Below are 22,084 nucleotides of genomic sequence, written 5' to 3'. Positions count from 1 at the left end.
GGCGCGAGATAAAACTCTACACACCCGCCACCGACCACGCAAATCGAAGAGCTCCTTACTTCGGGTGACCTCGGTCACCGCATTCGAGCCCCGTCAGGCTCCTTCGCTCCGTCTCTCTCCTCCGCTCTCCGTAGCCCCACGTGTGGGTCCCCGCCTCTCCTCCTGCTGTCGTGCCCTTCCCTGCCCCCCCTCGCCTTCATGCCAGAGACGAACCAGGATGGGCCCATGACCCCTCCACTGGTTGACAGCTCCCCTGCTGAGCCCGCATTCGCCAACCCGCTGCGGCCGCACGTCGTCGTCGCCGGAGTCTCCGGCACGGGGAAGAGCACCGTGGCACGGATGGTGAGCGAGCGCTCCGGCATGCCCTTCGCCGAGGGGGACGAGTTCCACTCCCCCGAGAGCATCGCGGCGATGGCGGCGGGGACGCCCCTCACGGAAGAGGAGCGGCCGCCGTGGCTGCGGCGCCTCGCGGCATGGCTCTCCCGTCAGAATGCGGAGGGGAGGGCGGGGGTCGTTGCGTGCTCGGCGCTCTCGCGGGCCTCCCGGGACGTCCTGCGCGCTGCCGGCGGTGAGGTGGTGTTCGCGCAGCTGGTCGGGCCGGAGTCTGTTATTGCGGAGCGGCTCGCAGCTCGGAAGGGGCACTTCATGCCCGCCTCCCTGCTCCGCTCGCAGCTTGAGACTCTGCAGCCGCTCGGGCCGGATGAGCGGGGCGCGCAGTTCTCCGTGGAGCGTCCGCCGGGTGAGATCGCAGCGGAGATCGTGGAGCGGTTCGGCCTCGCGGAGCTCGATCCCGGGCACGGGTGAGGCCGCACGCCTCGGGTGGAGACTCCGAGGCGGTCAGCCGAAGGAGCAGCCCGCGCCCGGCGGGTTCAGTCCCCCGCGGGTCCACTTCCCGCAGGTTCAGTCCCCGCAGCCCGCGCCCGGCGGGCTCAGCTCCCGCGGGTTCAGCCCCGGCGAGCTCAGTGTCCCCGCGCTCAGCGCCCGCGGCCTCGGCTTCCGCTGCCGCGGGAGGAGCGTCCGTTGGGGCGGCCCTTCGACCCCTGCTGGCCGGGGCGGCCCTTGGAGCCCTGCCGGGCGGCGCCGCCCTTCTGTGAGGAGCCGCCCTTCTGCGAGCCCCCGCCCTTCTGTGACGAGGCGCCCCGCGCCCCCTGGCCGGACTGGCGCTCCCGGGTGCGCCGCTTGGCCTCGGCCTGCTCGCGCTCCCGCACGGACGGCTGGCGCGAGCTGTTCTCCCGCCGGCCGCGGACGATCCCGATGAACTCCTCGATGACGGGGTGGTTCTCCCCGGTCTCCGCGTCCTGCCAGGAGCGCTCGAAGCACAGCCAGACCCGCGTCGGCTCGAGGAGGCTCTGCGCGTCAGCCTCGGAGAGGAGGTCCCCCTCGGGCGCGTCGAGGCCTGCGGCGGCGGGGTCGTCGTCGTTGAGGAAGGACACCGCGGCGTCCTTGCGGGAGAACGCGCGGGCGACCGCCTGCGGGACCACCGCCACTCCGGCGCCGTTGCCCGCGAGCGCGATGGCCTGCTCGTACCCGAGGGCCTCGACGTCGAGCAGCTCGGAAGCGCCGACGGCCCGCACCGGCACCTCCTCCGCGAGCGCCAACAGGTGCTCCGCGGGGACGACGGCGACGGGCCGCTCCTCGTAGAGGGGGATCGTGAGGAGGCCGGAGGCGCCGCGGACCTCGGGGCGCCGGCCGCCGGAGCGGGCGAAGAGGAGGTGGCTGCGGGAGAGGGCCTCGAGCTGGGCGGACTCGCTCACCACGGAGACGTCGAGCGGAACGTCCGGCCTGCGCTCGGCCCAGCGGTCCAGCCACTTGCCCGGGTTGACGCCGGGGACCATGGCCACGGACAGGGCCTCGATGCTCTCCATGCCCTCCAGACTATGCGGCCCTCTAGACTGACCGCACCGGCCCCGCGCGCTCACCGCGCGAGGTGCGCCGCCGCCCCGTCCCCCACCCGTCAGGAGAAGCCCATGCCCCATCTCGCCTCGTGCCTCTGGTTCAACGGCGACGCCGAGGAGGCCGCCGAGTTCTACGTCTCCCTGTTCCCGAACTCCCGGATCACGAGCGTGAGCCGGTACAGCGACGACCCCTCGGGGCAGGCGCCGTTCCCGGGAGGCACGGCGATCGTCGTCGAGTTCGAGCTCGACGGCCGCGCGCTCCAGGCCCTCAACGGCGGCCCGCAGTTCCCGCCCACCGAGGCCTACTCCACGATGGTCCTCTGCGAGGACCAGGCGGAGGTGGACCACTACTGGGACGGGTTCATCGGAGGCGGCGGAACCGAGAGCCAGTGCGGCTGGCTGAAGGACGCCTGGGGCGTCTCCTGGCAGATCGTGCCGAAGGGCCTGGCCGAGCTCCTCGCGGACGACACCGACGGGCGGTCCCAGCGCGCGCTCCAGGCGATGTTCGGGATGAAGAGGCTCGTCATCGCCGATCTGGAGGCCGCCGCGGACGGGCGCTGAGCAGCCGCCGCGCGCTGAGCCGTACGATGTCCCAGGGGCCACCGCCCCCGGGACCCGCGGCATGCCGCGCCCCGTCCCCGCCCCCTCGAGAAACGGAGCACCGATGAGCCAGGACGTGACCCCCGACGTCGTCTATCACGCCTCCCCTGAGCCCGAGCAGAGGCAGCGCGACGTCAAGGAGGTGACGTCCGCCGCCGCGGCCCACCGCTTCGAGGGGCGCGACGACGTCATCCGCAGCCACGGGCGCTACGCGCTCGTCAACCGGAGGCTGACTCCGCACGAGGCGATGGTGGAGGACCTGCTCTTCGTGCGGACGGTGCTCGAGGACGCCGGGATCCGCTACCTCCTGGTGCGCGGCAACGACGTGCGGCCGGTCATCGCCGTCGCCTGGACGGACCGCAAGGCGCTCCGGAAGACCCTCGTGGCGGCCTGCCAGGACGAGCCGTTCTACTCGATGTCCGTGGACGCCAAGAAGCACTCGGCGCTCCTCGTGGCGGACGGGAAGCTGGCCGAGTCCACCAAGTCCCGCATGTTCCGGCTCTACCGCCCGCGCGTGGACCCGGACGGCAGCCTCGAGTACGGCCAGGGCACCGGCGTGCAGATCGAGCTGTGGCGCTGGGCGGGAGACGAGCTGCACCTGCCGATCGAGAACTCGCTCACCCGGCGCACCATCCCCGCGGACGAGGCGGTCCGCGGGACCGTGCACCGGTTCGGGCACGACTGGCCCACCATCGAGAACATGTTCGCGGACCACGCGACGGACATCGACTTCGAGATCGACGTCGTCTTCTCCTGGGTGGACGGCAACGACAAGGACTTCCAGCGCTACCGCGCCTCCTTCATGGAGAACGCCGTGGTGGGCGAGGGCGACGACGCCGAGGCTCGCTTCCGCCAGATCAACGAGCTGAAGTACGCGCTGCGCTCGATCCACATGTTCGCGCCGTGGGTCCGCCGCATCTACATCTGCACGGACTCGGCCGTGCCCGCGTGGCTGAACCCGGACCACGAGCAGATCCGGATCGTCCGCGCCGCGGACCACTTCGAGGACCCCAGCGTCCTGCCCGTCTTCAACTCGCAGGCCATCGAGGCCCAGCTGCAGAACATCAAGGGCCTCTCGGAGCACTTCCTCTACTCGAACGACGACATGTTCTTCGGCCGCCCGCTGGGGCCGGACATGTTCTTCTCCCCGGGCGGCGTGACCAAGTTCATCGAGGCGGACACGAGGATCGGGCTCGGCGACAACCACCTGGACCGCTCCGGGTTCGAGAACGCCGCCCGCGTGAACCGGCGCCTGCTCTTCGAGCGCTTCGGCCGCATCACCACCCGGCACCTCGAGCACACGGCCGCCCCGCTGCGGGTCTCCGTGCTGCGGGAGATGGAGGCCGTGTTCGAGGACGAGTTCCGGCAGACGGCCGCGAGCCGCTTCCGCCAGAAGGACAACATCTCCGTGACCAACTCGCTGTACCACTACTACACGCTGCTCACCGGGCGGTCCGTGCAGAAGGTCGGCGCCAAGGTCACCTACGTGGACACCACGATGCACTCCGGGCTCGCGCAGCTGGACAAGCTCCTGCGCAAGCGGAACCAGGACTTCTTCTGCCTCAACGACGGCAGCTTCCCCGAGGTCTCCGCGCAGGAGCGGCAGGAGCGCGTCGTCGGATTCCTCGAGTCCTACTTCCCCGTGCCCGCGCCGTGGGAGACGGGGGCGCAGGCGGACGCCTGACCTGGCGGGCGGCAGGGCCCGCAGACCGGTCCGGGACGACGCCCGAGCCCATGCGCTAGACTTGCCGGGTGCCTAGGCGAGGGCCGGTCGCTTTCCGAGCGTCCGCAGCCGTCATCGACGAAGGCCGCGTGCGGACCCCGTGTCCGCCGGTGGTTTGCGCTCCCGGGCACCCAGAGCACATGTTCCCCTCGGAAGGAAAGCCATCATGGCCACCACCAACATCACGGGTGAGAAGCGCACCGAATTCGGCAAGGGCGCTTCGCGAGCAGCCCGCCGCGCGGGCAAGATCCCCGCAGTCATCTACGGCCACGGCGCTGAGCCGATCCACGTCCTCCTCCCGGAGCACGAGACCACCCTGGCCGTCCGCCACGCCAACGCCCTCCTCGACGTGAAGGTCGACGGCGAGGACCACCTCGCCCTCGTCAAGGACGTGCAGCGCGACATCATGCGCCAGTCCGTGGACCACATCGACCTCCTCACGGTCCGCCGTGGCGAGAAGGTCGAGGTCGAGATCTCCGTGACCGTCGAGGGCGAGGCCGAGCCGAACTCCGTCGTCAACCTCGAGACCGCCACGGTCCTCGTCGAGGCCGAGGCCACGCACGTTCCCGAGTCCTTCACGTTCTCCGTCGAGGGCCGCGAGATCGGCGAGCACGCCTACGTCTCCGACCTCGAGGTCCCGAAGAACGTCACGGTCCTCACGGATCCCGAGACGGTCCTCGTCACCATCTCCGAGCCGCCGGTCGTCGACCTCGGCGAGGAGGACGAGGAGACCGCCGAGGGCGAAGAGGGCGAGGAGACCGCCGAGGGCGAGGAGTCCGAGGGCGAGTCCGAGTCCTCCGAGGACTCCGAGTAAGCGGACTCCGGAGAGACAAGGGAATCGCGATGAGCGATTTCTGGCTCGTGGCGGGGCTCGGGAATCCCGGGCCCCGCTACGAGCGCACCCGGCACAACATCGGGCAGATGGTGGTGGACGAGATCGCGGCGGACGCCGGCATCTCCCTCCGCAGCTGGAAGGGGCGCGCGCTGCAGGGCGCCGGACGCCTCTCCCTCGGCGGCACGCGGGTCATCCTCGCGAAGCCGCTCACCTTCATGAACGAGTCCGGCGGTCCCGTGGCCGGGCTCGCCAAGGCCTTCGACGTCCCCCTCGAGCGGATCGTGCTGGTCCACGACGAGCTGGACGTCCCGTTCGGGGACGTCCGCCTCAAGCGCGGCGGCGGCGAGGGCGGCCACAACGGCCTCCGGGACACCACCAAGGCCCTCGGCACCAAGGACTACTACCGCGTCCGCGTGGGCATCGGGCGCCCGCCCGGCCGCATGGACGTCAGCGACTTCGTCCTCAAGCCCTTCTCCTCCGCCGAGGCCAAGGAGCTCCCGTTCCTCGTCGGCGACGCCGCGGACGCCGTCCGCCTCCTCCTCGAGCGCGGGCTCACCGACGCGCAGCAGACCGTCCACGCGCCGCGCCCCTGAGCGGCTGATTCCGCGCCCGGGCGCTCACTCCGCCGTCGTCGGCCCCCGGTGGCGCACCGCAGCGGCCGCGATGACGACGACGGAGGCCACGAGGACCGCCGTCGGGAGGGAGACGTACGCGTCCCAGAGGGGGGACCCGCTCGGATCCCCGCCGCCCGGGAGGAAGACCGCGAAGACGCGGTTGCTCACGCCGAGCGTGAACGCGAGGAGCGCCCCCAGCACCGCGAGCGGCCGGCGCGCCGAGGGCAGCCGCCACGCGAGCGCGAACCAGGACCACAGGATCACCGGAAGCCAGACCGCGTGGTGTGCCCAGGAGATGGGCGAGATGAGGAGCATGAGCGAGGACGCGAGACCGATGAGCGTCAGCGTGTCCGTCTCGCGCGGGAGGCACCGCAGCGCCGTGTAGACGAGCCCGATGAGCAGGAGCGCGAGGATGAGCCAGGCGATCTGGCTGTCCGCGTCGAACCGGGCGAGCACGGCGCGGACGGAGACGTTGTCGAAGAAGCCGATGCTGCCGATCCGCGAGGTGTCCCGGATGACCTGGAGCCAGTACTGGTGCGAGAGGGCGGGAAGCGCGGCCCAGGTCAGCGCGATCGAGCCGGCGAAGCCCACGGCCATGCCCGCGATGCAGGACCACGAGCGGCGCGCGAGCGGAACGATCCCGAAGACGAGCGGCGTGAGCTTCACCCCCGCGGTCAGGCCGATGACGAGCCCCGCGAGGAACCCCCAGCCCCAGCGCAGGCACGCGAGGCAGACGAGGCCGAAGAGGATCGCGTTGATCTGGCCGAAGCTCATGGTGCTCCGCAGCGGGCCGGTCCACGCGAGGACGCCGGTCAAGAGCATCGGCGAGGCGAAGCGCGCCCAGCCCGCGGGCAGCAGCGGCACGAGGCGGCGCAGGAGCGCGCGCATCACCGCGTACGTCAGCCCGAGCGAGAGCACCGCCATGAGCGGACCCGCGAAGGCGACGGGCAGGAAGCTCACGGGGATGAAGAGCGCGGCCGCGAAGGGCGGGTACGTGAACGGGAGGCGCGCGGGGAGCTCGAGCTGCAGCCCGCCCTCGTAGAGCGCGGCGGGGTTCTGGAGCAGGGTGCGCGCGCCGGCCTGGTAGACCTGCAGGTCGATGCACTCGTGGACGAACACGAGGACGGAGGCCACGGCAAGGAGGAGCCCGACGGCGCCGGTCCAGCGGGCGGGGCGGTGCTCGCCGCGCGGAGGCGCGCCCTCGGCAGGGCGGCGGGGCGGGCTGGCTGGGGACATGGGGGTCTCTCCCGGTCGGGCGGGCGCCCGCGAAGTATCTCGGGAGCCTAAACAGGGTACCAGCGGGGCAGGCGGGGCCTCGGGGCGGCGAGCCTCCCGTTCGGCGGCCCGGGGTTGCCTTGCCAGCCGCCTGGCACGGGGCCTGGCAAGGGGCCTGGCCAGGGTCCTGCCAAGGGGCCTGGCCCGGGGCCGGACTGGCCGCACGGCGCGGCGTGTGGAGCCTGCGGAACGTTCACGTGACCCCTGCAGGAACGTTCAACTGTGAAGCAATTGCACGGGGCGGGGTGGTTCGTGTAGCGTCGTTCTCGGAACGGAAACGTTCCCCACCGGCTGGAGCCGGTATCGCGTGGCCTCCGAGACTGGGCCAACCCCCATCGCGATACCGGCTCCTTCTGTGTTCACGGCCCTTTTCAGGCCCGTGTTGCCGCCCCCTCTCAGGCGCGGGGCGTGCGTGACGCCGTTGTCGCTGCGGAGCCGGCCCACAGCTGCGTGCAACCGCCCCTCAGCCGCGGGGCGCGCGGGGCGTGATCCCGGCGGCCGCGAGGCGGCGGGCCACCTCCTCGGGCCCCACTTCTTCCCCCACCGACGCTCCCCCGCCGGCCGGAACCACAGTGTGGACGATCGTGTCCTCGAAGACGTGGACGAGGTTGTACGCCTGCGCGGCGTCCCGGCCCCGCGTCCCCCGGACGCCGTCCGGGCCCACCTCCCCCACGAGGTCCTGCGTATAGCAGGTGGCCGAGGCCACCGAGACGGGGATCCCAGCGCAGGTCGCCGAGCTCGAGTAGTGGAGGTGGCCGGCGAGGATGGAGCGCACGTCCGTGCCCCGCACGACGTCGGCGAACGCCCTCTGCCCGCGCAGCTCGACGAGCTGGGAGAGCGGCTGGATGACAGGCGTGGGCGGATGGTGCATGGCGATGACGGTGCCGTGCGGGGCGGCGTGCTCGAGGACCCGGCCGAGCCAGGCGAGCTGGTGATCGCTGAGCTCGCCGTAGTGAGAGCCCGGAACGGTGGTGTCCAGGACGACGATCCGCAGGCCGTTCACCTCGTAGACCGCGTCCACGGGCTCTTCGCCGGGGCCCTCGCCGAGGAGGCCCTCGCGGAACGCCGCCCGGCTGTCGTGATTGCCCATAGCCCAGACGACCTCCGCGCCGAGGGCTTGGGCCGCGGGCTCCACGGCCTCGCGGAGGCGACGGTAGGCGTCCGGCTCTCCGTCATCGGCGAGGTCACCGGTGAAGATGAGCGCCTCGACCCGCTGCCCGCTGTCCACGAGGCCCTGGAGCGCGGCCGCGAATCGCTCGTCCGAGTCCACGACGCCGTAGAGGGGCAGTCCGGAGCCGGTGAAGTGGGTATCGCTGATGTGGACGAGGACGTGCTCCGCCGGCGCGTGCTCCGTCACGATCTGCATCTCGCGGGGCGGGCTCGGCGGACCCTCGCCGCCGCTGTCACGGCGGGCGGAATCACGGGGGCGCGGGTCAGGGGCTTGGGGCTCGGCCACGCGTCCCATTCCACCACAACGGCACACGCGCCGGCGTGATGCGCGGTTTTGAATAAGGCCTCGTGTTTGAAAATTTGCCAGGCTGTACACAGCCGTTTGCCAGGCCCCGGTGTCTATGGTGAAGTCACCAATTGATTCGGCCGCCAAAACGGCCGAAGGAAAGGAGCAGACATGGGACTCGGAGACAAGATCAGCAACGCTGCTGAGAACCTGAAGGGCAAGGCCAAGGAGTCTGCCGGCAAGGCTTCCGACAACGAGCAGCTCCAGGCCGAGGGCAAGGGCGACCAGTTCTCGGCTGGCGCCAAGAAGGTCGGCGAGGACGTCAAGGACACGTTCAAGTAAGCCTTCTGGGCCTTTCCCCCTTCGACGGGGCCGGTGCGCGGCGATGCCGCGGCCGGCCCCGTTCTCATGTCCGGGGGGAGGAGCCCCTCGGACACCGGTCAGCCCCACGGGAGGTTCAGCCCCGAGAGGGGGCTCAGCCCGGCACGAGTCCCTGGACCGTCTCCCACCCGGCCTTGAGCAGACCGAAGACGGCGTAGAGGCTCACCGGGGTCATGACGAGCCACTCCACCCATGAGCCGGTTTTTCCGAGCAGAGGCAGCGCGATCCGCCGCGAGCTGAACGGCCACAGCAGGCCCACGCCTCCCCGGGTGAGCAGGTCCCCGAGGATGTGCGCCGCCACGCCCACGCCCACAGCCACGGGGAACCAGGCGGGGTTCCCGGGATGGCCCAGGGAGACGCCCAGGCCGAGCAGGAGCGCTGCGCACCAGGCGGTCCGCGGTCCGGGAACCACCTTGAGCGCGCCCAGTGCCAGAGCTCCCAGAAGCAGGGCGCAGACTTCCGGCGCCCACGGCGTGCGCCCCGCCAGAACGGCCAGGAAGACCACGGCCGCAAGGCCCGCCACAGAGTGCGTCCCCTGACGATGCCCTCCTGCGGCCGCCTCCGCGGCCCGGGCCGCCACCGTGGTGAACGGGGGCAGCGCCCGCGTCAGCGTTGAGCTGCGGTGGTCCAGGTCCGGCAGAAGCGCCGCTCCCGCGCAGACGAGCGCCCCGCTCAGCACCCCGGCCGGGTGGGCGGGCAGGAGCGCGAGCCCGGTTCCCGCTGTGCTCAGCGCGATCCACGCCGCTGCGCCGCTCGCCGCGTGGTGGCCGCCCATCATGCCGGTGATGCCCCTTCCCTCGGGTGTGCGGGGCCGGCGCAGCCGGCCTCCGTCGTCGTGCTCTCCATCTTCTCGCGAGGGGTGGACACTCTAAGGGGACGCACCGCGAAAGCCCCGAGCCCGGGCGCCCCGCCGGAGGGTCACCAGCGCGGGACGGCGAACGGGCGGCCGCCGATGCGGTGGACGTCCGCCTCGACGTCGAAGACCTCGCGCAGCACCTCAGGCCGGACGACCTCCTCCGGGGCGCCGTGGCAGACCGCCTGGCCGTCCTTGAGAGCCAGGAGGGAGTCGGAGCAGCGGGCGGCGAGGTTGACGTCGTGGATGACCACCACGACCGTCTTGCCGTGTTCATCCGCAAGGGTGCAGATGAGGCGCATGACCTCGACGCTGTGGCGCATGTCGAGGCTGCTGAGCGGCTCGTCCAGCATGAGCACCTCGGTGTCCTGCGCGAGCACCATCGCGATGAACGCCCTCTGCCGCTGGCCGCCCGAGAGCTCGTCCAGCCGGCGCTCCGCGAGCGCGCCGAGGGAGACGAACCCGAGCGCCTCCTCGACCCGTTCCAGGTCCTCCGCGCGCAGCCGCCCTCCCGAGTGCGGGAAGCGCCCGAACGCCGCGAGCTCGCGGACGGTGAGCCGCAGCGTCACGTGGTTCTCCTGGCGCAGCACCGCGAGCATCCGGGCGAGCGCTCGGCTCGGAGCCGTGGAGACGTCCAGCCCGCCCACCGTGATGCGTCCGCTGCGCAGGGGCGCGAGCCGGGACATCGCGGACAGGAGGGTGGACTTGCCGGCCCCGTTGGCGCCGATGACGGAGGTGACGCCGCCGGACGGGATGCTCGCGGAGAGGCCTTTGAGCACCTCGACGCCGCCGTAGGCGAGGACGGCCTGCTCGACTCGGATCACTTGAGGGCCCCTTTCAGGAGGAGGGCGAGGAAGACGAGGCCGCCGGCGAACTCGATGACCACCGCGAGCACGGTCTGGAAGCCGAGGAGCCGCTCGAGGACGAACTGGCCCCCGAGGAGCACCGCGACGGCGAGGCAGGCCGCCGTCGGGAGGATCCATGCGTGCCGCGGCGAGGGGCAGAGCTGGTACGCGAGGGACGCGACGAGGAGGCCGAAGAACGTCACGGGCCCCACGAGCGCCGTCGAGACCGCCACGAGCGCCGAGGCCGCCAGCAGCACCCGGGTCACGGCCCGCCCGTGGTCCACGCCGAGGCCCACGGCCGTCTCGCGCCCGAGCGCCGCGACGTCCAGGACCCGCCGCATCCTCCAGAGGAACGCGACCGCCACGGCGACGACGACGGCGGCCGCACCCACGAGCTCCTGCGAGACCTGGTTGAACGAGGCGAAGAAGAGGTCCTGGAGGATGAGGTAGTCGTTCGGGTCGATGAGGCGCTGCATGAGACCCGAGACGCCCCGGAAGAGCGCGCCGCAGACGATCCCGGCGAGCAGCACGGCGTGGAGCGCGCCGGCAGAAGCGCCGCCCCGTCCGAGGAGGGCGCGGAAGAGGAGCAGGGAGAACGCGGCCATGACCGCGGCTTCGGCTGCGAAGCGCCACGTCTCCGGGACGGTCAGCCACTCGAAGCCGCCGAGCAGGAACACGAGCGAGGTCTGGACCAGGAGATAGAGCGCGTCGAGGCCCATGATCGAGGGCGTCAGGATCCGGTTGGCCGTCACCGTCTGGAACGCCACCGTGGCGACGGCGACGGCCACGCCCACGAGCGCCATGGCCGCGGCCTTGAGCAGCCGGCGGGGCAGGATGTACTCCACCGCTCCCGTGAGGTCCCAGCCGATGAAGAGCGCTGCGGACACGGCGGCGGCGCCGGCCGCGAGGGCGAGGCCCCGCACGTGGGCGCGCGAGCGGACCGGCGGACGTGCGGCAGCGTGGGCGCGGAGCCTGCTCATGCCAGGCCTCTCCGCCGCCGCCCGGCCAGCAGCGCGAGGAACCCGGCGGCCCCGACGACGGCCATGACGAGCCCCACCGGCACCTCGAAGGGGTAGCGGACGGTCCTGGCCGCGATGTCGCAGGCGAGGACCAGCCCGGCGCCCAGGGCCGCCGCCCAGGGGACGGCGCGCCGGGCGCTGTCCCCGACGAAGAGGGACACGGCGTTCGGGACCACCAGCCCGAGGAAGGGCAGAGAGCCGACCGTGGTCACCGTGACGGCGGCGATGAGCGCCACGACGACGACGCCGAGGCGCACCACCGCCCGGTGGTCCACCCCGAGTCCGCGCGAGACGTCCTCCCCCAGGCCGGCCACGGTGAAGCGGTCCGCCGCCGCATAGCCGATGACCGCCATCGCGCCGACGGCCCAGAGGAGCTCGTACCGGCCGCGCAGCACCCCCGAGAAGTCTCCGTAGGTCCACGCGTTGAGCGCCTGGAGGAGATTGAGGCGGTAGGCGAAGAACGTGGTCACCGCCGAGACCACGCCGCCCAGCATGATCCCGACGAGCGGCACGAGCAGGCTCGATCGGCTGGGCACCCGCCGGACGAGGGCGAGGAAGAGGAACGTGCCCGCGAGCGCGAAGCACGCGGCCACGGCCATCTTGGCCAGCGGCGTGTGCCCGGGCGCCAGCACCGTCACCACGAGGATCCCGAGCATGGCCGACTCGACCGTGCCCACGGTGGACGGCTCCACGAACCGGTTCCGGGCGACCATCTGCATGACCAGGCCCGCCACCGCCAGGGCCGCCCCGGCGAGCACCGCGGCGAGCGTCCGGGGCACGCGGGAGACCCAGAAGACCTCGAGGACGTCCGGGCGCCCCGCGAGCACCTCCCCGAGGGGAACCGAGGACACGCCCACGAACAGGCTGGCCGCGGCGAGGGCGAGAACCGCGGCCAGAGCCGCCGCCAGAGCGCCGCCTCGCCCCTGCAGCCGCGCTCTGCGACCGCCGGCGTCCGGCACCGCGCTAGAGCCCCTTCTTGATGTCCGCGATCATGCGGGGCAGATTGCCCAGGCCGAAGTCCACGAGGTACCAGCTCGCGGCGTCCACGTAGGTGATCTTGCCGTTCTTGGCCGCGTCCGTGGACTTCACCAGCTCGTTGTCCAGCGTGGCCTTGGCCGCGTTGCCGTTCTCCGACTTGCCGGAGGTCTCGTCCCGGTCCAGCACGTAGATCCGGGCCGGGTTCTTCTCCTTGACGAACTCGAAGGAGACGGCCTGTCCGTGGCGGTCCGCGTTGGTGATGCCGCTGACCGGCGCGAGGCCGAGCGTCTGGAAGACGTAGCCGAAGCGGGAGTCCTGGCCGTAGGCGTTGACCTCCCCGCCGGAGACCATCGCGAAGAGCGTCTCGCCCGAGCCGGCGGCGTCCTTGACGGCCTTGGCCTGAGCGGCGATGTCCTCGAGCTTGGACTTCACCTCCGCCTCCTTGCCGAAGATGCGCCCGAGCGCCGTGGCGTACTCGGTGAAGGTGCGCTCCTGCGCCTTCTGGTCCGGCGTGAGGTTGAGCGTGGGGGCGATCTTGGACAGCTCCCCGTAGGACTTGGAGGAGCGGGAGGAGGCGATGATGAGGTCCGGCTTCTCCGAGGCGATCTTCTCGAAGTCCGGGTCCTTGAGCGAGCCGATCTTCGTGTACTTCGAACCCTCGTACTTCTTGAGCGGCACCGGCATGTTCTGCTTGGGCACGCCGGCCACCTCCACGCCCAGGGCGTCCAGGGTGTCGAGGACCCCGAGGTCGAACACGAAGACCTTCTTCGGCTTCAGCGGGACCTCCGTGGTCCCCTGCGCGTGCTTGACGCTCACGGTGCTCTGGGCTCCGCCGGCGGACGCGCTCGCGCCGGAGGGGCTCTTCTCCTCCTTCCCGCAGGCCGCGGCCAGGAGCCCGACGGCGGTCAGGGCGCCGCCGAGGAGGAGTCGACGAGAAGGACGAGAAGCGGACATGGTGTGCCTTCCGGGTGGAGCTGCGGCCGAGGCCGGTGGAACGGTAGCGCGAGGTCAGACCTCACGGCTCAGGCCAAGGGTATAGGTAAGGCTAACCTTTGTCCAATGAACCCACTCCGACGCCCCTCCCCGTCCGGCACGCCCTGCCCGGAGGCGCCCTCAACGCGCTTGTGCACCCGGTCCGTTCGGTTTCAGAGCTGAAATCCGAACGGACCGGGTGCACAAGCAGGGGGCGGAGCCCGGAGGGGAGGCCGTCCGCGCTAGAGGACTTCCTTCGCCTTGGCGATCGCGAAGCCCCAGCCCTGGCCGACCGTCGGCTTGCCCGGCACGGCGATCTCGTCCGGGTTCGTGATGAAGTCGAGCAGCACGGGCCCGTTGGCGCGGTCGGCGAAGGCCTGGCGGACGGCGTCGTCCACCTCGCCGGGCTTCTCCACGCGCCGCGCCTGCCAGCCCATCGCCTGCGCGAGCCCCACGAAGTCCGGGTTGTCCAGCTCCGTGCCGAACTCCGGCAGGCCGCCCTGCTCCTGCTCCAGCTTCACCATGCCGAGCCGCCCGTTGTTGAAGAGGGCGACGACGACGGGCAGCTTGTACGTAACCGCCGTGCGGAGGTCGCCGAGCAGCATCATGAGGCCGCCGTCGCCGCTGAAGGCCACCACGGCGCGGTCCCGGTCCAGGCCCTGCGCGCCGAGGGCCTGCGGCATCGCGTTGGCCATGGAGCCCAGGTTGTAGGAGCCCACGAGCTGGCGGGTCCCCGTCATCTCGACGAACCGGGACAGCCACACCGTGCTCATGCCCGTGTCCGAGGTGAAGACCGCGTCCTGCGGCGCGTGGCGGTGCAGGGCGGCGGCCACCTCCTCGGGGCGGAGCCGGCGGTCCGGGTTGTCGAAGGCGGAGCGGATCCGACCGAAGAGCTTGGAGTCGTGCTTCGGGTCCGTGACGCCCTGCTGCATCGACCGCCACTCGTCATAGCGCCTGCGCGCCGCGTCGAGGTGGTGGGAGGAGCGCTTGGAGGTCTCCTTCGCCGCCGCCTTCGCGGCCTTGGCCTCCTTCTTGTCCGCGGCGGCAGTCCCCGCAGGACCCTCGGAGCCGGTCTCGCCGGCCAGGCGGGCGTTGAGGATGCGCAGCGTGGAGGCGGCGTCGCCCACCACGGCGTGCTGCGCCGCCACGCGCCGGCCGATCATCTCCTGGTAGCGGTCGATCTGGACCACCGTCTTCCCCTTGGGGTACCAGTCCGTGTACGGGAAGTCGGTGCCGACCATGAGCAGGACGTCGCAGTCCTCGAGCGCCTTGACCGCGCCGGGGTTGCCGATGAGGCCGGTCTGCCCCACCTGGAACTCGTTGTCCTTCTCCAGGACCGGCTTGGCCTTGAGCGTGAGGACCATGGGCGCCTGGAGCAGGCGGGCGGTCTCGAGGACCTCCTCGCGGGCCCCGGCCGCGCCGCAGCCCACGAGCATGGTCACCTTGGCCCCGCGGTCCGCGAGCACGTCCACGGCCTCCGCGATGTGCGACTCGGCGGCCGGGCCACCCTCCGCGCGCGGGGCCACGTGAACGGGCTCGTCCGAGGCCGCCTCGAGGCTTCCGACGTCGCCCGGGAGCGTCAGGACGGAGACGCCCCGCTCGCCGTAGGCCGTGTTGACCGCCTCCGCGAGGATGCCCGGCAGCTGGGCCGGGTTGGTGACGGTGTGGGCGAAGGCGGCGACGTCGGCGAAGAGCTTGTCGTTGTCCACCTCCTGGAAGAACTGCGTGCCGATGTGCTCCGTGGGCACCTGGCCGCAGATCGCGAGGACGGGGGCGTGGGACTTCTTCGCGTCGTACAGCCCGTTGAGCAGGTGCACCGCGCCCGGGCCCACCGTGCCCATGCACACGCCGATGGTCCCGCTCAGCTGCGCCTGCGCGCTCGCCGCGAAGGCGGCGACCTCCTCGTGGCGGACGCCGATCCACTCGATCTCCTTGCGGCGGCGGATCGCGTCCGTGACGGGGTTGAGGGCGTCTCCGACGACGCCCCACACCTGCTTGACCCCCGCCTCGACGAGGGACTCGACGATCATCTCGGCAACGTTGCGGCTCACTTCGACTCCTTCCAGCGCGGCGTGGTCTCCGCGCCCTTCTTCACGCGGAACGAGTCCGCAGTCACGGCCTCCCAGTCGCGGGCCCACCCCTTGAACTGCGAGCCCCGGACGAGCTCGCCCTCCTCGAGCCAGTCGAAGAGGTCCCGGTAGGAGCGGCTCATGCCGCGGCCCACGATCCGGCGGAGCATCCACGGCTCCAGCTCGCTCGGGTGGGTGACGCCCATGGCCGCCATCATCTTGACGGCCTCGGAGACGGTGGAGGCCTGGTAGTTCTTGACGCGCTGCGACTTGTCCGGGATGTCGATGGCCCGCTGCCGGCGCTGGCTCTGCGTGGCCACGCCCACGGGGCACTTGTCCGTGTTGCACTTCTGGGCCTGGATGCAGCCCACGGCCATCATCATGGAGCGCGCCAAGTTGGTGAAGTCGGCCCCCTGGATGAGCACCTTGACGACGTCGTTGGCGCCCGCGACCTTCCCGGACGCGCCGAGCTTGACGCGGTCCCGCAGACCGGAGCCCACGAGGGCGTTGTGCCACATCATGAGCCCCTCGGTGAGCGGGGTGCCCACGTGGTCCTCGAACTCGAGCGGCGCCGCTCCTGTGCCACCCTCGGAGCCGTCCACGATGATGAAGTCCGGCGTGCTGCCGAGCTCGAGCATCGCCTTGCAGATCGCGAGGACCTCGTGGCGCGAGCTCACGCACATCTTGAATCCGGCGGGCTTGCCGCCGGAGAGCTCCCGCATGCGCCCGATGAACTGGATGAGCTCCTTCGGCGTGGAGAACACGGTGTGGCCGGAGGGGCTGACGCACTTCTCGCCCTCGGGGACGTTGCGGATCTCCGCGATCTCCTTGGTCACCTTCTCACCCGGGAGAACGCCGCCGATGCCGGGCTTGGCGCCCTGGGAGAGCTTGAGGGAGACCATCTTCACCTGGTCCTTGGCCGCCTTCTCCCGGAACATGTCCGGATCGAACGCGCCGTCCTTGGTGCGGGCGCCGAAGTAGCCGGTGCCGATCTCCCAGACGAGGTCGCCGCCGTTCTCCTCGTGGTACTTCGAGAGGCCGCCCTCGCCCGTGTCGTGGGCGAACCCGCCCATCGCCGCGCCCTTGTTGAGGGCCCGGATGGCGTTGGCGGAGAGTGCGCCGAAGCTCATCGCGGAGACGTTGACGAGCGCCATGTCATACGGCTTGGTGCACTCCGGGCCGCCGATCCGCACGCGCGGCGTCTCCTGGGGCTCCGGAACCGGGAAGGACGAGTGCGTGAGGTACTCGTAGCCCTCCTCGACGACGTCCCGCTCGGTGCCGAACGCCTGCTCGCCGTGCTCGCCCTTGGCCCGCTCGTAGATGATCGAGCGCGTGTCGCGGTCATAGGGACGGCCGTCCCAGTTGCGCTCGATGAAGTACTGCTGCAGCTCCGGCCGGATGAACTCGAGGGCGAACCGGGCGTGGCCCAGGACCGGATAGTTGCGGAGGATGGAGTGTTTCTTCTGGAGCAGGTCCCAGGCCGCGAGTCCGGAGACTCCCGCGCCGATTCCTGCGATGATCTGACGTGCCTTCAAGGATCTCTCCTCACCGGGGGATGGGGTTGTCAGGCAAAACACTAACCCGCCTCTTGATTGAGCGAGCGTCCGATTTTCACGGTTTTCCCCCCGAATTCCGGAAAACGCACAGGAAGACACAGAAAAGCCCCGGGAAGCACCCAGGGCGATTCATCTGCGCGGCGCCTCTCAGAAGACGTCCTGCTCGCTCTCGTGCTCCTCGAGGCGGTGGAGCACGCGGGCCACGTCCTCCTCGGACGGAGTCGCGTCCGTGATCTTGGTGATCTCGACGCCGGCGTCCACCTTGGGGTCCTGGAGCAGCCCGCGCTCTGCGAGCTCGGAGGCCACCTGGACCACCTCCTGCTCCGTGAGACGGCGGCGCAGGAGGGCGAGCAGGGGCTGGTAGTCGGGCGCGGGGACGCCCGCAGCGTACCCGCTGCGGATCCAGGCGACCACGCGCTGGACGAGGCTCAGCGCCATCAGCTGGACTTCTTCAGCATCGGGAGGCCGTGGGAGAAGTCCACCTTCATGCCGAGGCCCGAGGACACGACCACGAGGATGCCGAGCGCGATCGCCGCGATGACGAGGGCGAAGCACAGGTAGGCGACGACGCGCCCCGCGGGGTGGACCGTCGTCGCCCCCGAGGACTCGTGGGCGGTGCCCCACGCGAGCGAGCGGATGCCCGCCGCGAAGAGCGCGGGCAGGCCCGCGCCGAGGACGAGGCTGACGAGCAGGACCTTCCAGGCTGCGTCGAGCGCGAATCCGATGTTCTGCACGGACTACTCCTTCGGGGTGCGGCCGGCGCGGGCGCCGACGGGCTCGGGGGCGGGACGCGAGTCGGCTGAGGCGATGCGCCCGGCGGCGGTGCGCTCCCCCGCGGGCTGGGACGCCGGGGCATCGGAGGCGCCGGTCGCGGACGCCGGGGCGAGCTCGCCGTTCCAGTCCTCATTGACATTAGTGTGGTCCACCGCCGTCTTGCGGGAGTGACGCCACATCCAGACGGAGAACGCCGCGAGGATCGCCGTGATGAGGACGGCGCCCCACGCGCCCGGCAGGAGCGAGGCGAGCCAGTACGTCAGGCCGCCGACGACGGCCGCGGCCGGGAGCGTGATGACCCACGCGAGGACCATGCGGGCCGCGACGCCCCAGCGGACCTCGCCGCCGGGCCGGCCGAGGCCGGTGCCGAGGATCGAGCCGGTGGCCACGTGCGTCGTCGAGAGCGCGAAGCCGAGGTGGCTGGAGACGAGGATCGTGGCTGCCGAGGAGGACTCGGCGGCCATGCCCTGCGGGGAGCCGATCTCCACGAGGCCCTTGCCGAGGGTGCGGATGATGCGCCAGCCGCCGAGGTAGGTGCCGAGGGCGATCGCGCTCGCGCAGGCGAGCTTGACCCAGAACGGGATCTCCTCGGTGCTGTGCCACTGGCCGGAGGCGATGAGGGCGAGGGTGATGACGCCCATCGTCTTCTGCGCGTCGTTGGTACCGTGCGCGAGGGAGACGAGCGAGGCGGAGCCGATCTGCCCCCAGCGGAAGCCGCGCTCCTTGTACTGCTCGGCCACGTTCGCGGTGATGCGGAAGATGAGCCACGTGCCGAGGGCGGCGACGGCGCCCGCGATGACGGGCGAGAGCAGCGCCGGCATGATGACCTTGCCGACGACGCCGCCGAGCTTGTGCCCGTCCCCGGCCCAGTTCACGCCGCCGAAGCCGAGCGCGGCGATCGCGGCGCCCACGAGCCCGCCGAAGAGGGCGTGCGAGGAGCTGGACGGCAGGCCGAAGAGCCACGTCGCGAGGTTCCACAGGATGGCGCCCACGAGGCCCGCGAGGACGAGCAGCAGGAGCTGGTGTCCGCCGTTCTCCAGGAACTGCGGCTTGGGGACGCCGGACTTGTCCTGGATGTTGATGACGGCGTTGGTCACCGTGAGGGCGACCTCGATGCTGAGGAACGCGCCCACCAGGTTGAGCAGGGCCGAGAGCCCCACCGCGGCCTTCGGCTTGAGCGCGCCGGTGGCGATGGAGGTGGCCATCGCGTTGCCGGTGTCGTGGAATCCGTTGGTGAAATCGAACCCGAGAGCCACGACGACGACGAGGACGAGGATGAGCAGTTCTGGACCCATACTCCAAGTCTGAGGCTTTCCGGAGGACCGCCAGGACGGAATTCCGGAATGTCGCCGAATCGCTTTCAGGAGTTCATGCGGCGTTAACCCGGAGGCTGTTTTCCTCCGTCTCGCGGACCGGATCTCGTCCGACATCCCGGACACTATCCGTGATCCGAGACACGATCTCAGATCGGGCGGCCCATAGATTGTGATCCATGTCCCACACTCCCCGCGCCCAGTCCCCGGCCCTCATGGAGCAGCGCTCCATCGGCTACGTGCCGCGCTCCGAGCGGCACGGCCACCCGTTCAGCCAGTTCACCCTGTGGTTCGGGGCCAACCTCCACATCACCTCCGTCATCACGGGCGCCCTCGCGGTGGTCCTCGGGGGCGACGTGGTGTGGTCCGTCGTCGGCCTCGCCGTCGGCCAGGTGCTCGGCGGGTGCGTCATGGCGCTCCACGCCGTGCAGGGGCCGCGGCTCGGCCTGCCGCAGATGATCTCCTCGCGCGCGCAGTTCGGCGTCTACGGGGCGGCGGTCCCGCTGCTGCTCGTCATCCTCATGTACCTCGGGTTCTCCGCCTCCGGCACGGTGCTCGCGGGCGAGTCGGTGGCGGCGCTCGCGCACATGCCCGACTGGGCCGGGATCCTCGTCTTCGGCGCGGTGACCACGGTGATCGCCGTCGTCGGCTACCGGCTCATCCACATGATCGGGCGGCTCGCCACGGTCATCAGCAGCCTGACCTTCCTCTACCTCACCATCCGGCTGCTCTCCCACGCGGACCTCGGCGCACTGCTCGGCAACGCGCACTTCACGTGGCCCTCGTTCCTCGTGGCGGCGGGGCTCTCGGCCTCCTGGCAGATCGCGTTCGGGCCGTACGTGGCGGACTACTCGCGCTACCTCCCCTACGAGGTGCGCCCGGCGCAGACCTTCTGGTTCACGCTCCTCGGCTCCACGCTCGCCTCGCAGTGGGCCATGATGTTCGGCGTCGCGGCGGCCGCCATCGCCGGCACGCAGTTCAAGGGGCACGAGGTGACGTTCATCGTGGGCCTCGGCGGCTCGGGGCTCGTGGCGGCGCTCATCTACTTCGTCATCGCGCTCGGCAAGCTCTGCGTCAACGTGCTCAACGCCTACGGCGGCTTCATGTCCACGATCACCACGATCACGGGCTTCCGCGGCCACCGCGAGATCTCCAACGGGGCGCGGCTGTTCTGGATCGCGCTCATCATGGCGGCGGCCACCGGGATCGCGCTCGTGGGGCAGCAGGACTTCCTCCACACGTTCCACGCGTTCCTGCTGTTCCTGCTCACGTTCTTCACGCCGTGGTCCGCGATCAACCTGACCGACTTCTACCTCGTGGCCAAGGAGCGCTACGACGTCACCGCCATCGCAGACCCGAAGGGCCCCTACGGAGGCTGGAACTGGGGAGCCATCGGCGCGTTCGCCTTCGGCGTCCTCGCGCAGCTGCCGTTCCTCTACACGGACTTCTACACCGGCCCCATGGTGGAGACGCTCGGCGGCGCGGACATCTCGTGGATCGTGGGCCTCGTGGCCACCTCGGCCGCGTACTGGGTCGCGTGCCGCTGGGACCGCCGGGTCATCCCCGAGCGGACCGTCCTGCCCGACGACGAGGAGTACGCCGCCGGGCGCTGACGCCCCTCTCTCCCCCACTTTCCAGCTCTGCCCGGCTCGTTCCAGCTCTTTCCAGCTCTTTCCAGCTCAAGTGTTGCGAGTTGGAGGAATAGCGGCTCTCATTCCTCCAACTCGCAACAGACGAGCGACTTCAGGGGGCCGAGCGGCTTCAGGGGGGGCCGAGCGGCTTCAAGGGGGGGCCACGGTCCCGGCCCGGCCCCAAGAGCCCCTTCCCCCTACGGCCGGAGCATGACCTTGATGGCGCGGCGCTCGTCCATCGCCTTGTAGGCCTCGGCCACGTCCTTGAGCGGGAGCGTCAGGTCGAAGACCGGGCCCGGGTCCAGGGTGCGGTCCAGCACGCGGGCCAGCAGGTCCTCGAGGTACGTCCGGACCGGGGCCACGCCGCCGCGGAGGCCCACGTTGCGCCAGAACATGTGCGCCTGGTCGATCTCGCCGACGTGCGGCACGCCCACCCAGCCGACCATCCCGCCCGGCCGGGCCGTCTCCAGGCCCTGCTCCACGGCCTCGTGCGTGCCGACGCACTCGAGGACGCAGTCCACGCCGAGTCCGCCGGTCAGCTCGCGGACGGCCTCGATGCCGGCCTCGCCCCGCTCCTCGACCACGTGCGTGGCGCCGAACTGCCGCGCCACCGCCTGGCGGTCCGGGTAGCGGCTCATCGCCACGATCATGCTCGCCCCGAGCTGCTTCGCCGCGAGCACGGCGCAGAGCCCCACCGCGCCGTCGCCGATGACCGCCACCGTGGAGCCCTCCTTGACCCCGGCGCTCACGGCCGCGTGCCAGCCGGTGCACATGACGTCGGAGAGGGCGAGCAGCGCGGGGATGAGGTCCTCGTCCGGCTCGCGGTCCAGGCCGATGAGCGTGCCGTCCGCGTTCTGGACCCGGATCTTCTCCGCCTGGCAGCCGTCATAGCCGGTCTTGTTCTCGCACTGGCTGGACATGCCGGCCTCGCAGACCGCGCACGTGTTGTCCGAGGTGGTGAACCCGCCGACGACGAACTGCCCGGGCTTCACACCCGTCACCGCCTCGCCGACCTCCTCGACGACGCCCACGTACTCGTGCCCGAACGGCGTGGGCCCCTCGATCTCGTTGATGCCGCGGTAGCGCCAGAGGTCCGAGCCGCAGACGCACGCGGCCACCGTGCGGACCACCGCATCTGTGGGCTCGAGGACCTTCGGGTCCTCCCTCTCCTCGTACCGGACGTCGTCCTTGCCGTAGAGCACTGCACCGAACACGGCTCCTCCGCTTCCCGGGCATGGGCCCGCTTTTGCTTAAGGGGATGATGTTTCCACCGCCCACGATAGTCCCGCCGCGGA

At 71.1% G+C, this 22,084-nt stretch carries 21 protein-coding genes; 7 read left to right on the top strand and 14 right to left on the bottom strand.

The genetic code is table 11. The annotated features are described in order from the left end of the window. Positions 1-225: 225 nt before the first annotated feature. On the top strand, positions 226-804 hold the full coding sequence (locus tag H9I38_RS08010; protein ID WP_226338260.1) for a gluconokinase: 579 nt from the start codon (positions 226-228) through the stop codon (positions 802-804). Between the two features lie 170 nt (positions 805-974). Here H9I38_RS08010 and H9I38_RS08005 read toward each other — a convergent pair whose 3' ends face one another. After that, a complete protein-coding gene (locus H9I38_RS08005) occupies positions 975-1,865 on the bottom strand; it encodes a hypothetical protein (RefSeq protein WP_226338259.1) in 891 nt (296 codons plus the stop codon). A gap of 102 nt (positions 1,866-1,967) precedes the next feature. Between H9I38_RS08005 and H9I38_RS08000 the strand changes: the two genes are divergently transcribed. From H9I38_RS08000 to pth, 4 genes are all read left to right on the top strand, one after another. Further along, positions 1,968-2,456, top strand: coding sequence for a VOC family protein (locus H9I38_RS08000; RefSeq protein ID WP_226338258.1), 489 nt, complete (start codon positions 1,968-1,970; stop codon positions 2,454-2,456). Positions 2,457-2,559: 103 nt separating this feature from the next. Then, positions 2,560-4,179, top strand: a complete 1,620-nt coding sequence (locus H9I38_RS07995; RefSeq protein WP_226338257.1) for a stealth family protein — start codon at positions 2,560-2,562, stop codon at positions 4,177-4,179. 205 nt (positions 4,180-4,384) lie between these two features. Continuing rightward, positions 4,385-5,032 carry a 50S ribosomal protein L25/general stress protein Ctc gene (locus tag H9I38_RS07990; RefSeq protein WP_226338256.1) on the top strand — a complete coding sequence of 216 codons (648 nt, stop codon included), beginning with the start codon at positions 4,385-4,387 and terminating at the stop codon, positions 5,030-5,032. Between the two features lie 29 nt (positions 5,033-5,061). Then, the gene (pth, locus tag H9I38_RS07985; protein WP_226338255.1) at positions 5,062-5,646 is read left to right on the top strand and encodes an aminoacyl-tRNA hydrolase; all 585 of its coding nucleotides are present in this window, start codon (positions 5,062-5,064) and stop codon (positions 5,644-5,646) included. 24 nt (positions 5,647-5,670) lie between these two features. On the opposite strand, the gene H9I38_RS07980 is transcribed toward pth, so the two are convergent. Together H9I38_RS07980 and H9I38_RS07975 are read right to left on the bottom strand one after the other, a co-directional pair. Next, positions 5,671-6,903 (bottom strand): glycosyltransferase 87 family protein, encoded by a 1,233-nt coding sequence (locus H9I38_RS07980; protein WP_226338254.1) that lies wholly within the window; start codon positions 6,901-6,903, stop codon positions 5,671-5,673. 502 nt (positions 6,904-7,405) lie between these two features. Continuing rightward, positions 7,406-8,398: a phosphodiesterase gene (locus H9I38_RS07975; protein WP_413463535.1), complete on the bottom strand. Its 993-nt coding sequence runs from the start codon at positions 8,396-8,398 to the stop codon at positions 7,406-7,408. Between the two features lie 171 nt (positions 8,399-8,569). Here H9I38_RS07975 and H9I38_RS07970 point away from each other — a divergent pair, with 171 nt between their 5' ends. Next, positions 8,570-8,740, top strand: a complete 171-nt coding sequence (locus H9I38_RS07970; protein WP_226338253.1) for a CsbD family protein — start codon at positions 8,570-8,572, stop codon at positions 8,738-8,740. A 133-nt stretch (positions 8,741-8,873) separates the two neighbouring features. Here the strand turns inward: H9I38_RS07970 and H9I38_RS07965 are convergent, their stop codons facing one another. The 10 genes from H9I38_RS07965 to H9I38_RS07920 all read right to left on the bottom strand — a co-directional run bounded on the left by H9I38_RS07965 (position 8,874) and on the right by H9I38_RS07920 (position 19,140). Then, complete coding sequence (locus H9I38_RS07965) at positions 8,874-9,557, bottom strand: metal-dependent hydrolase (protein WP_226338252.1); 684 nt, start codon at positions 9,555-9,557, stop codon at positions 8,874-8,876. Positions 9,558-9,697: 140 nt separating this feature from the next. Then, positions 9,698-10,456, bottom strand: coding sequence for an ABC transporter ATP-binding protein (locus H9I38_RS07960; protein WP_226338251.1), 759 nt, complete (start codon positions 10,454-10,456; stop codon positions 9,698-9,700). Continuing rightward, the gene (locus H9I38_RS07955; protein WP_226338250.1) at positions 10,453-11,457 is read right to left on the bottom strand and encodes an iron chelate uptake ABC transporter family permease subunit; all 1,005 of its coding nucleotides are present in this window, start codon (positions 11,455-11,457) and stop codon (positions 10,453-10,455) included. The genes H9I38_RS07960 and H9I38_RS07955 overlap by 4 nt, the downstream gene beginning before the upstream one ends. Next, positions 11,454-12,455: an ABC transporter permease gene (locus H9I38_RS07950; protein ID WP_226338249.1), complete on the bottom strand. Its 1,002-nt coding sequence runs from the start codon at positions 12,453-12,455 to the stop codon at positions 11,454-11,456. The genes H9I38_RS07955 and H9I38_RS07950 overlap by 4 nt, the downstream gene beginning before the upstream one ends. Before the next feature lie 4 nt (positions 12,456-12,459). Further along, entirely contained in the window at positions 12,460-13,428 is a 969-nt protein-coding gene (locus H9I38_RS07945) for a siderophore ABC transporter substrate-binding protein (protein ID WP_226338248.1), read from the bottom strand. A gap of 260 nt (positions 13,429-13,688) precedes the next feature. Further along, a complete protein-coding gene (locus H9I38_RS07940; protein ID WP_226338247.1) occupies positions 13,689-15,497 on the bottom strand; it encodes a thiamine pyrophosphate-dependent enzyme in 1,809 nt (602 codons plus the stop codon). Continuing rightward, on the bottom strand, positions 15,494-17,050 hold the full coding sequence (locus H9I38_RS07935; protein WP_226338246.1) for an FMN-binding glutamate synthase family protein: 1,557 nt from the start codon (positions 17,048-17,050) through the stop codon (positions 15,494-15,496). The genes H9I38_RS07940 and H9I38_RS07935 overlap by 4 nt, the downstream gene beginning before the upstream one ends. 168 nt (positions 17,051-17,218) lie before the next feature. Next, positions 17,219-17,509 (bottom strand): DUF3349 domain-containing protein, encoded by a 291-nt coding sequence (locus H9I38_RS07930; protein WP_226338245.1) that lies wholly within the window; start codon positions 17,507-17,509, stop codon positions 17,219-17,221. Further along, positions 17,509-17,805, bottom strand: coding sequence for a hypothetical protein (locus tag H9I38_RS07925; protein WP_226338244.1), 297 nt, complete (start codon positions 17,803-17,805; stop codon positions 17,509-17,511). The genes H9I38_RS07930 and H9I38_RS07925 overlap by 1 nt, the downstream gene beginning before the upstream one ends. A 3-nt stretch (positions 17,806-17,808) precedes the next feature. Then, positions 17,809-19,140: an inorganic phosphate transporter gene (locus H9I38_RS07920; protein WP_226338243.1), complete on the bottom strand. Its 1,332-nt coding sequence runs from the start codon at positions 19,138-19,140 to the stop codon at positions 17,809-17,811. A 197-nt stretch (positions 19,141-19,337) separates the two neighbouring features. Here H9I38_RS07920 and H9I38_RS07915 point away from each other — a divergent pair, with 197 nt between their 5' ends. Continuing rightward, positions 19,338-20,771, top strand: coding sequence for a purine-cytosine permease family protein (locus tag H9I38_RS07915; RefSeq protein WP_226338242.1), 1,434 nt, complete (start codon positions 19,338-19,340; stop codon positions 20,769-20,771). Between the two features lie 215 nt (positions 20,772-20,986). Here H9I38_RS07915 and H9I38_RS07910 read toward each other — a convergent pair whose 3' ends face one another. After that, positions 20,987-22,003 (bottom strand): zinc-dependent alcohol dehydrogenase family protein, encoded by a 1,017-nt coding sequence (locus tag H9I38_RS07910; RefSeq protein ID WP_226338241.1) that lies wholly within the window; start codon positions 22,001-22,003, stop codon positions 20,987-20,989. Between the last annotated feature and the right edge of the window lie 81 nt (positions 22,004-22,084).

This window comes from Arthrobacter sp. UM1 (assembly GCF_020483305.1).
GTDB lineage: Bacteria > Actinomycetota > Actinomycetes > Actinomycetales > Micrococcaceae > Falsarthrobacter.
This window is presented reverse-complemented; position numbering and strand designations above follow the sequence as displayed.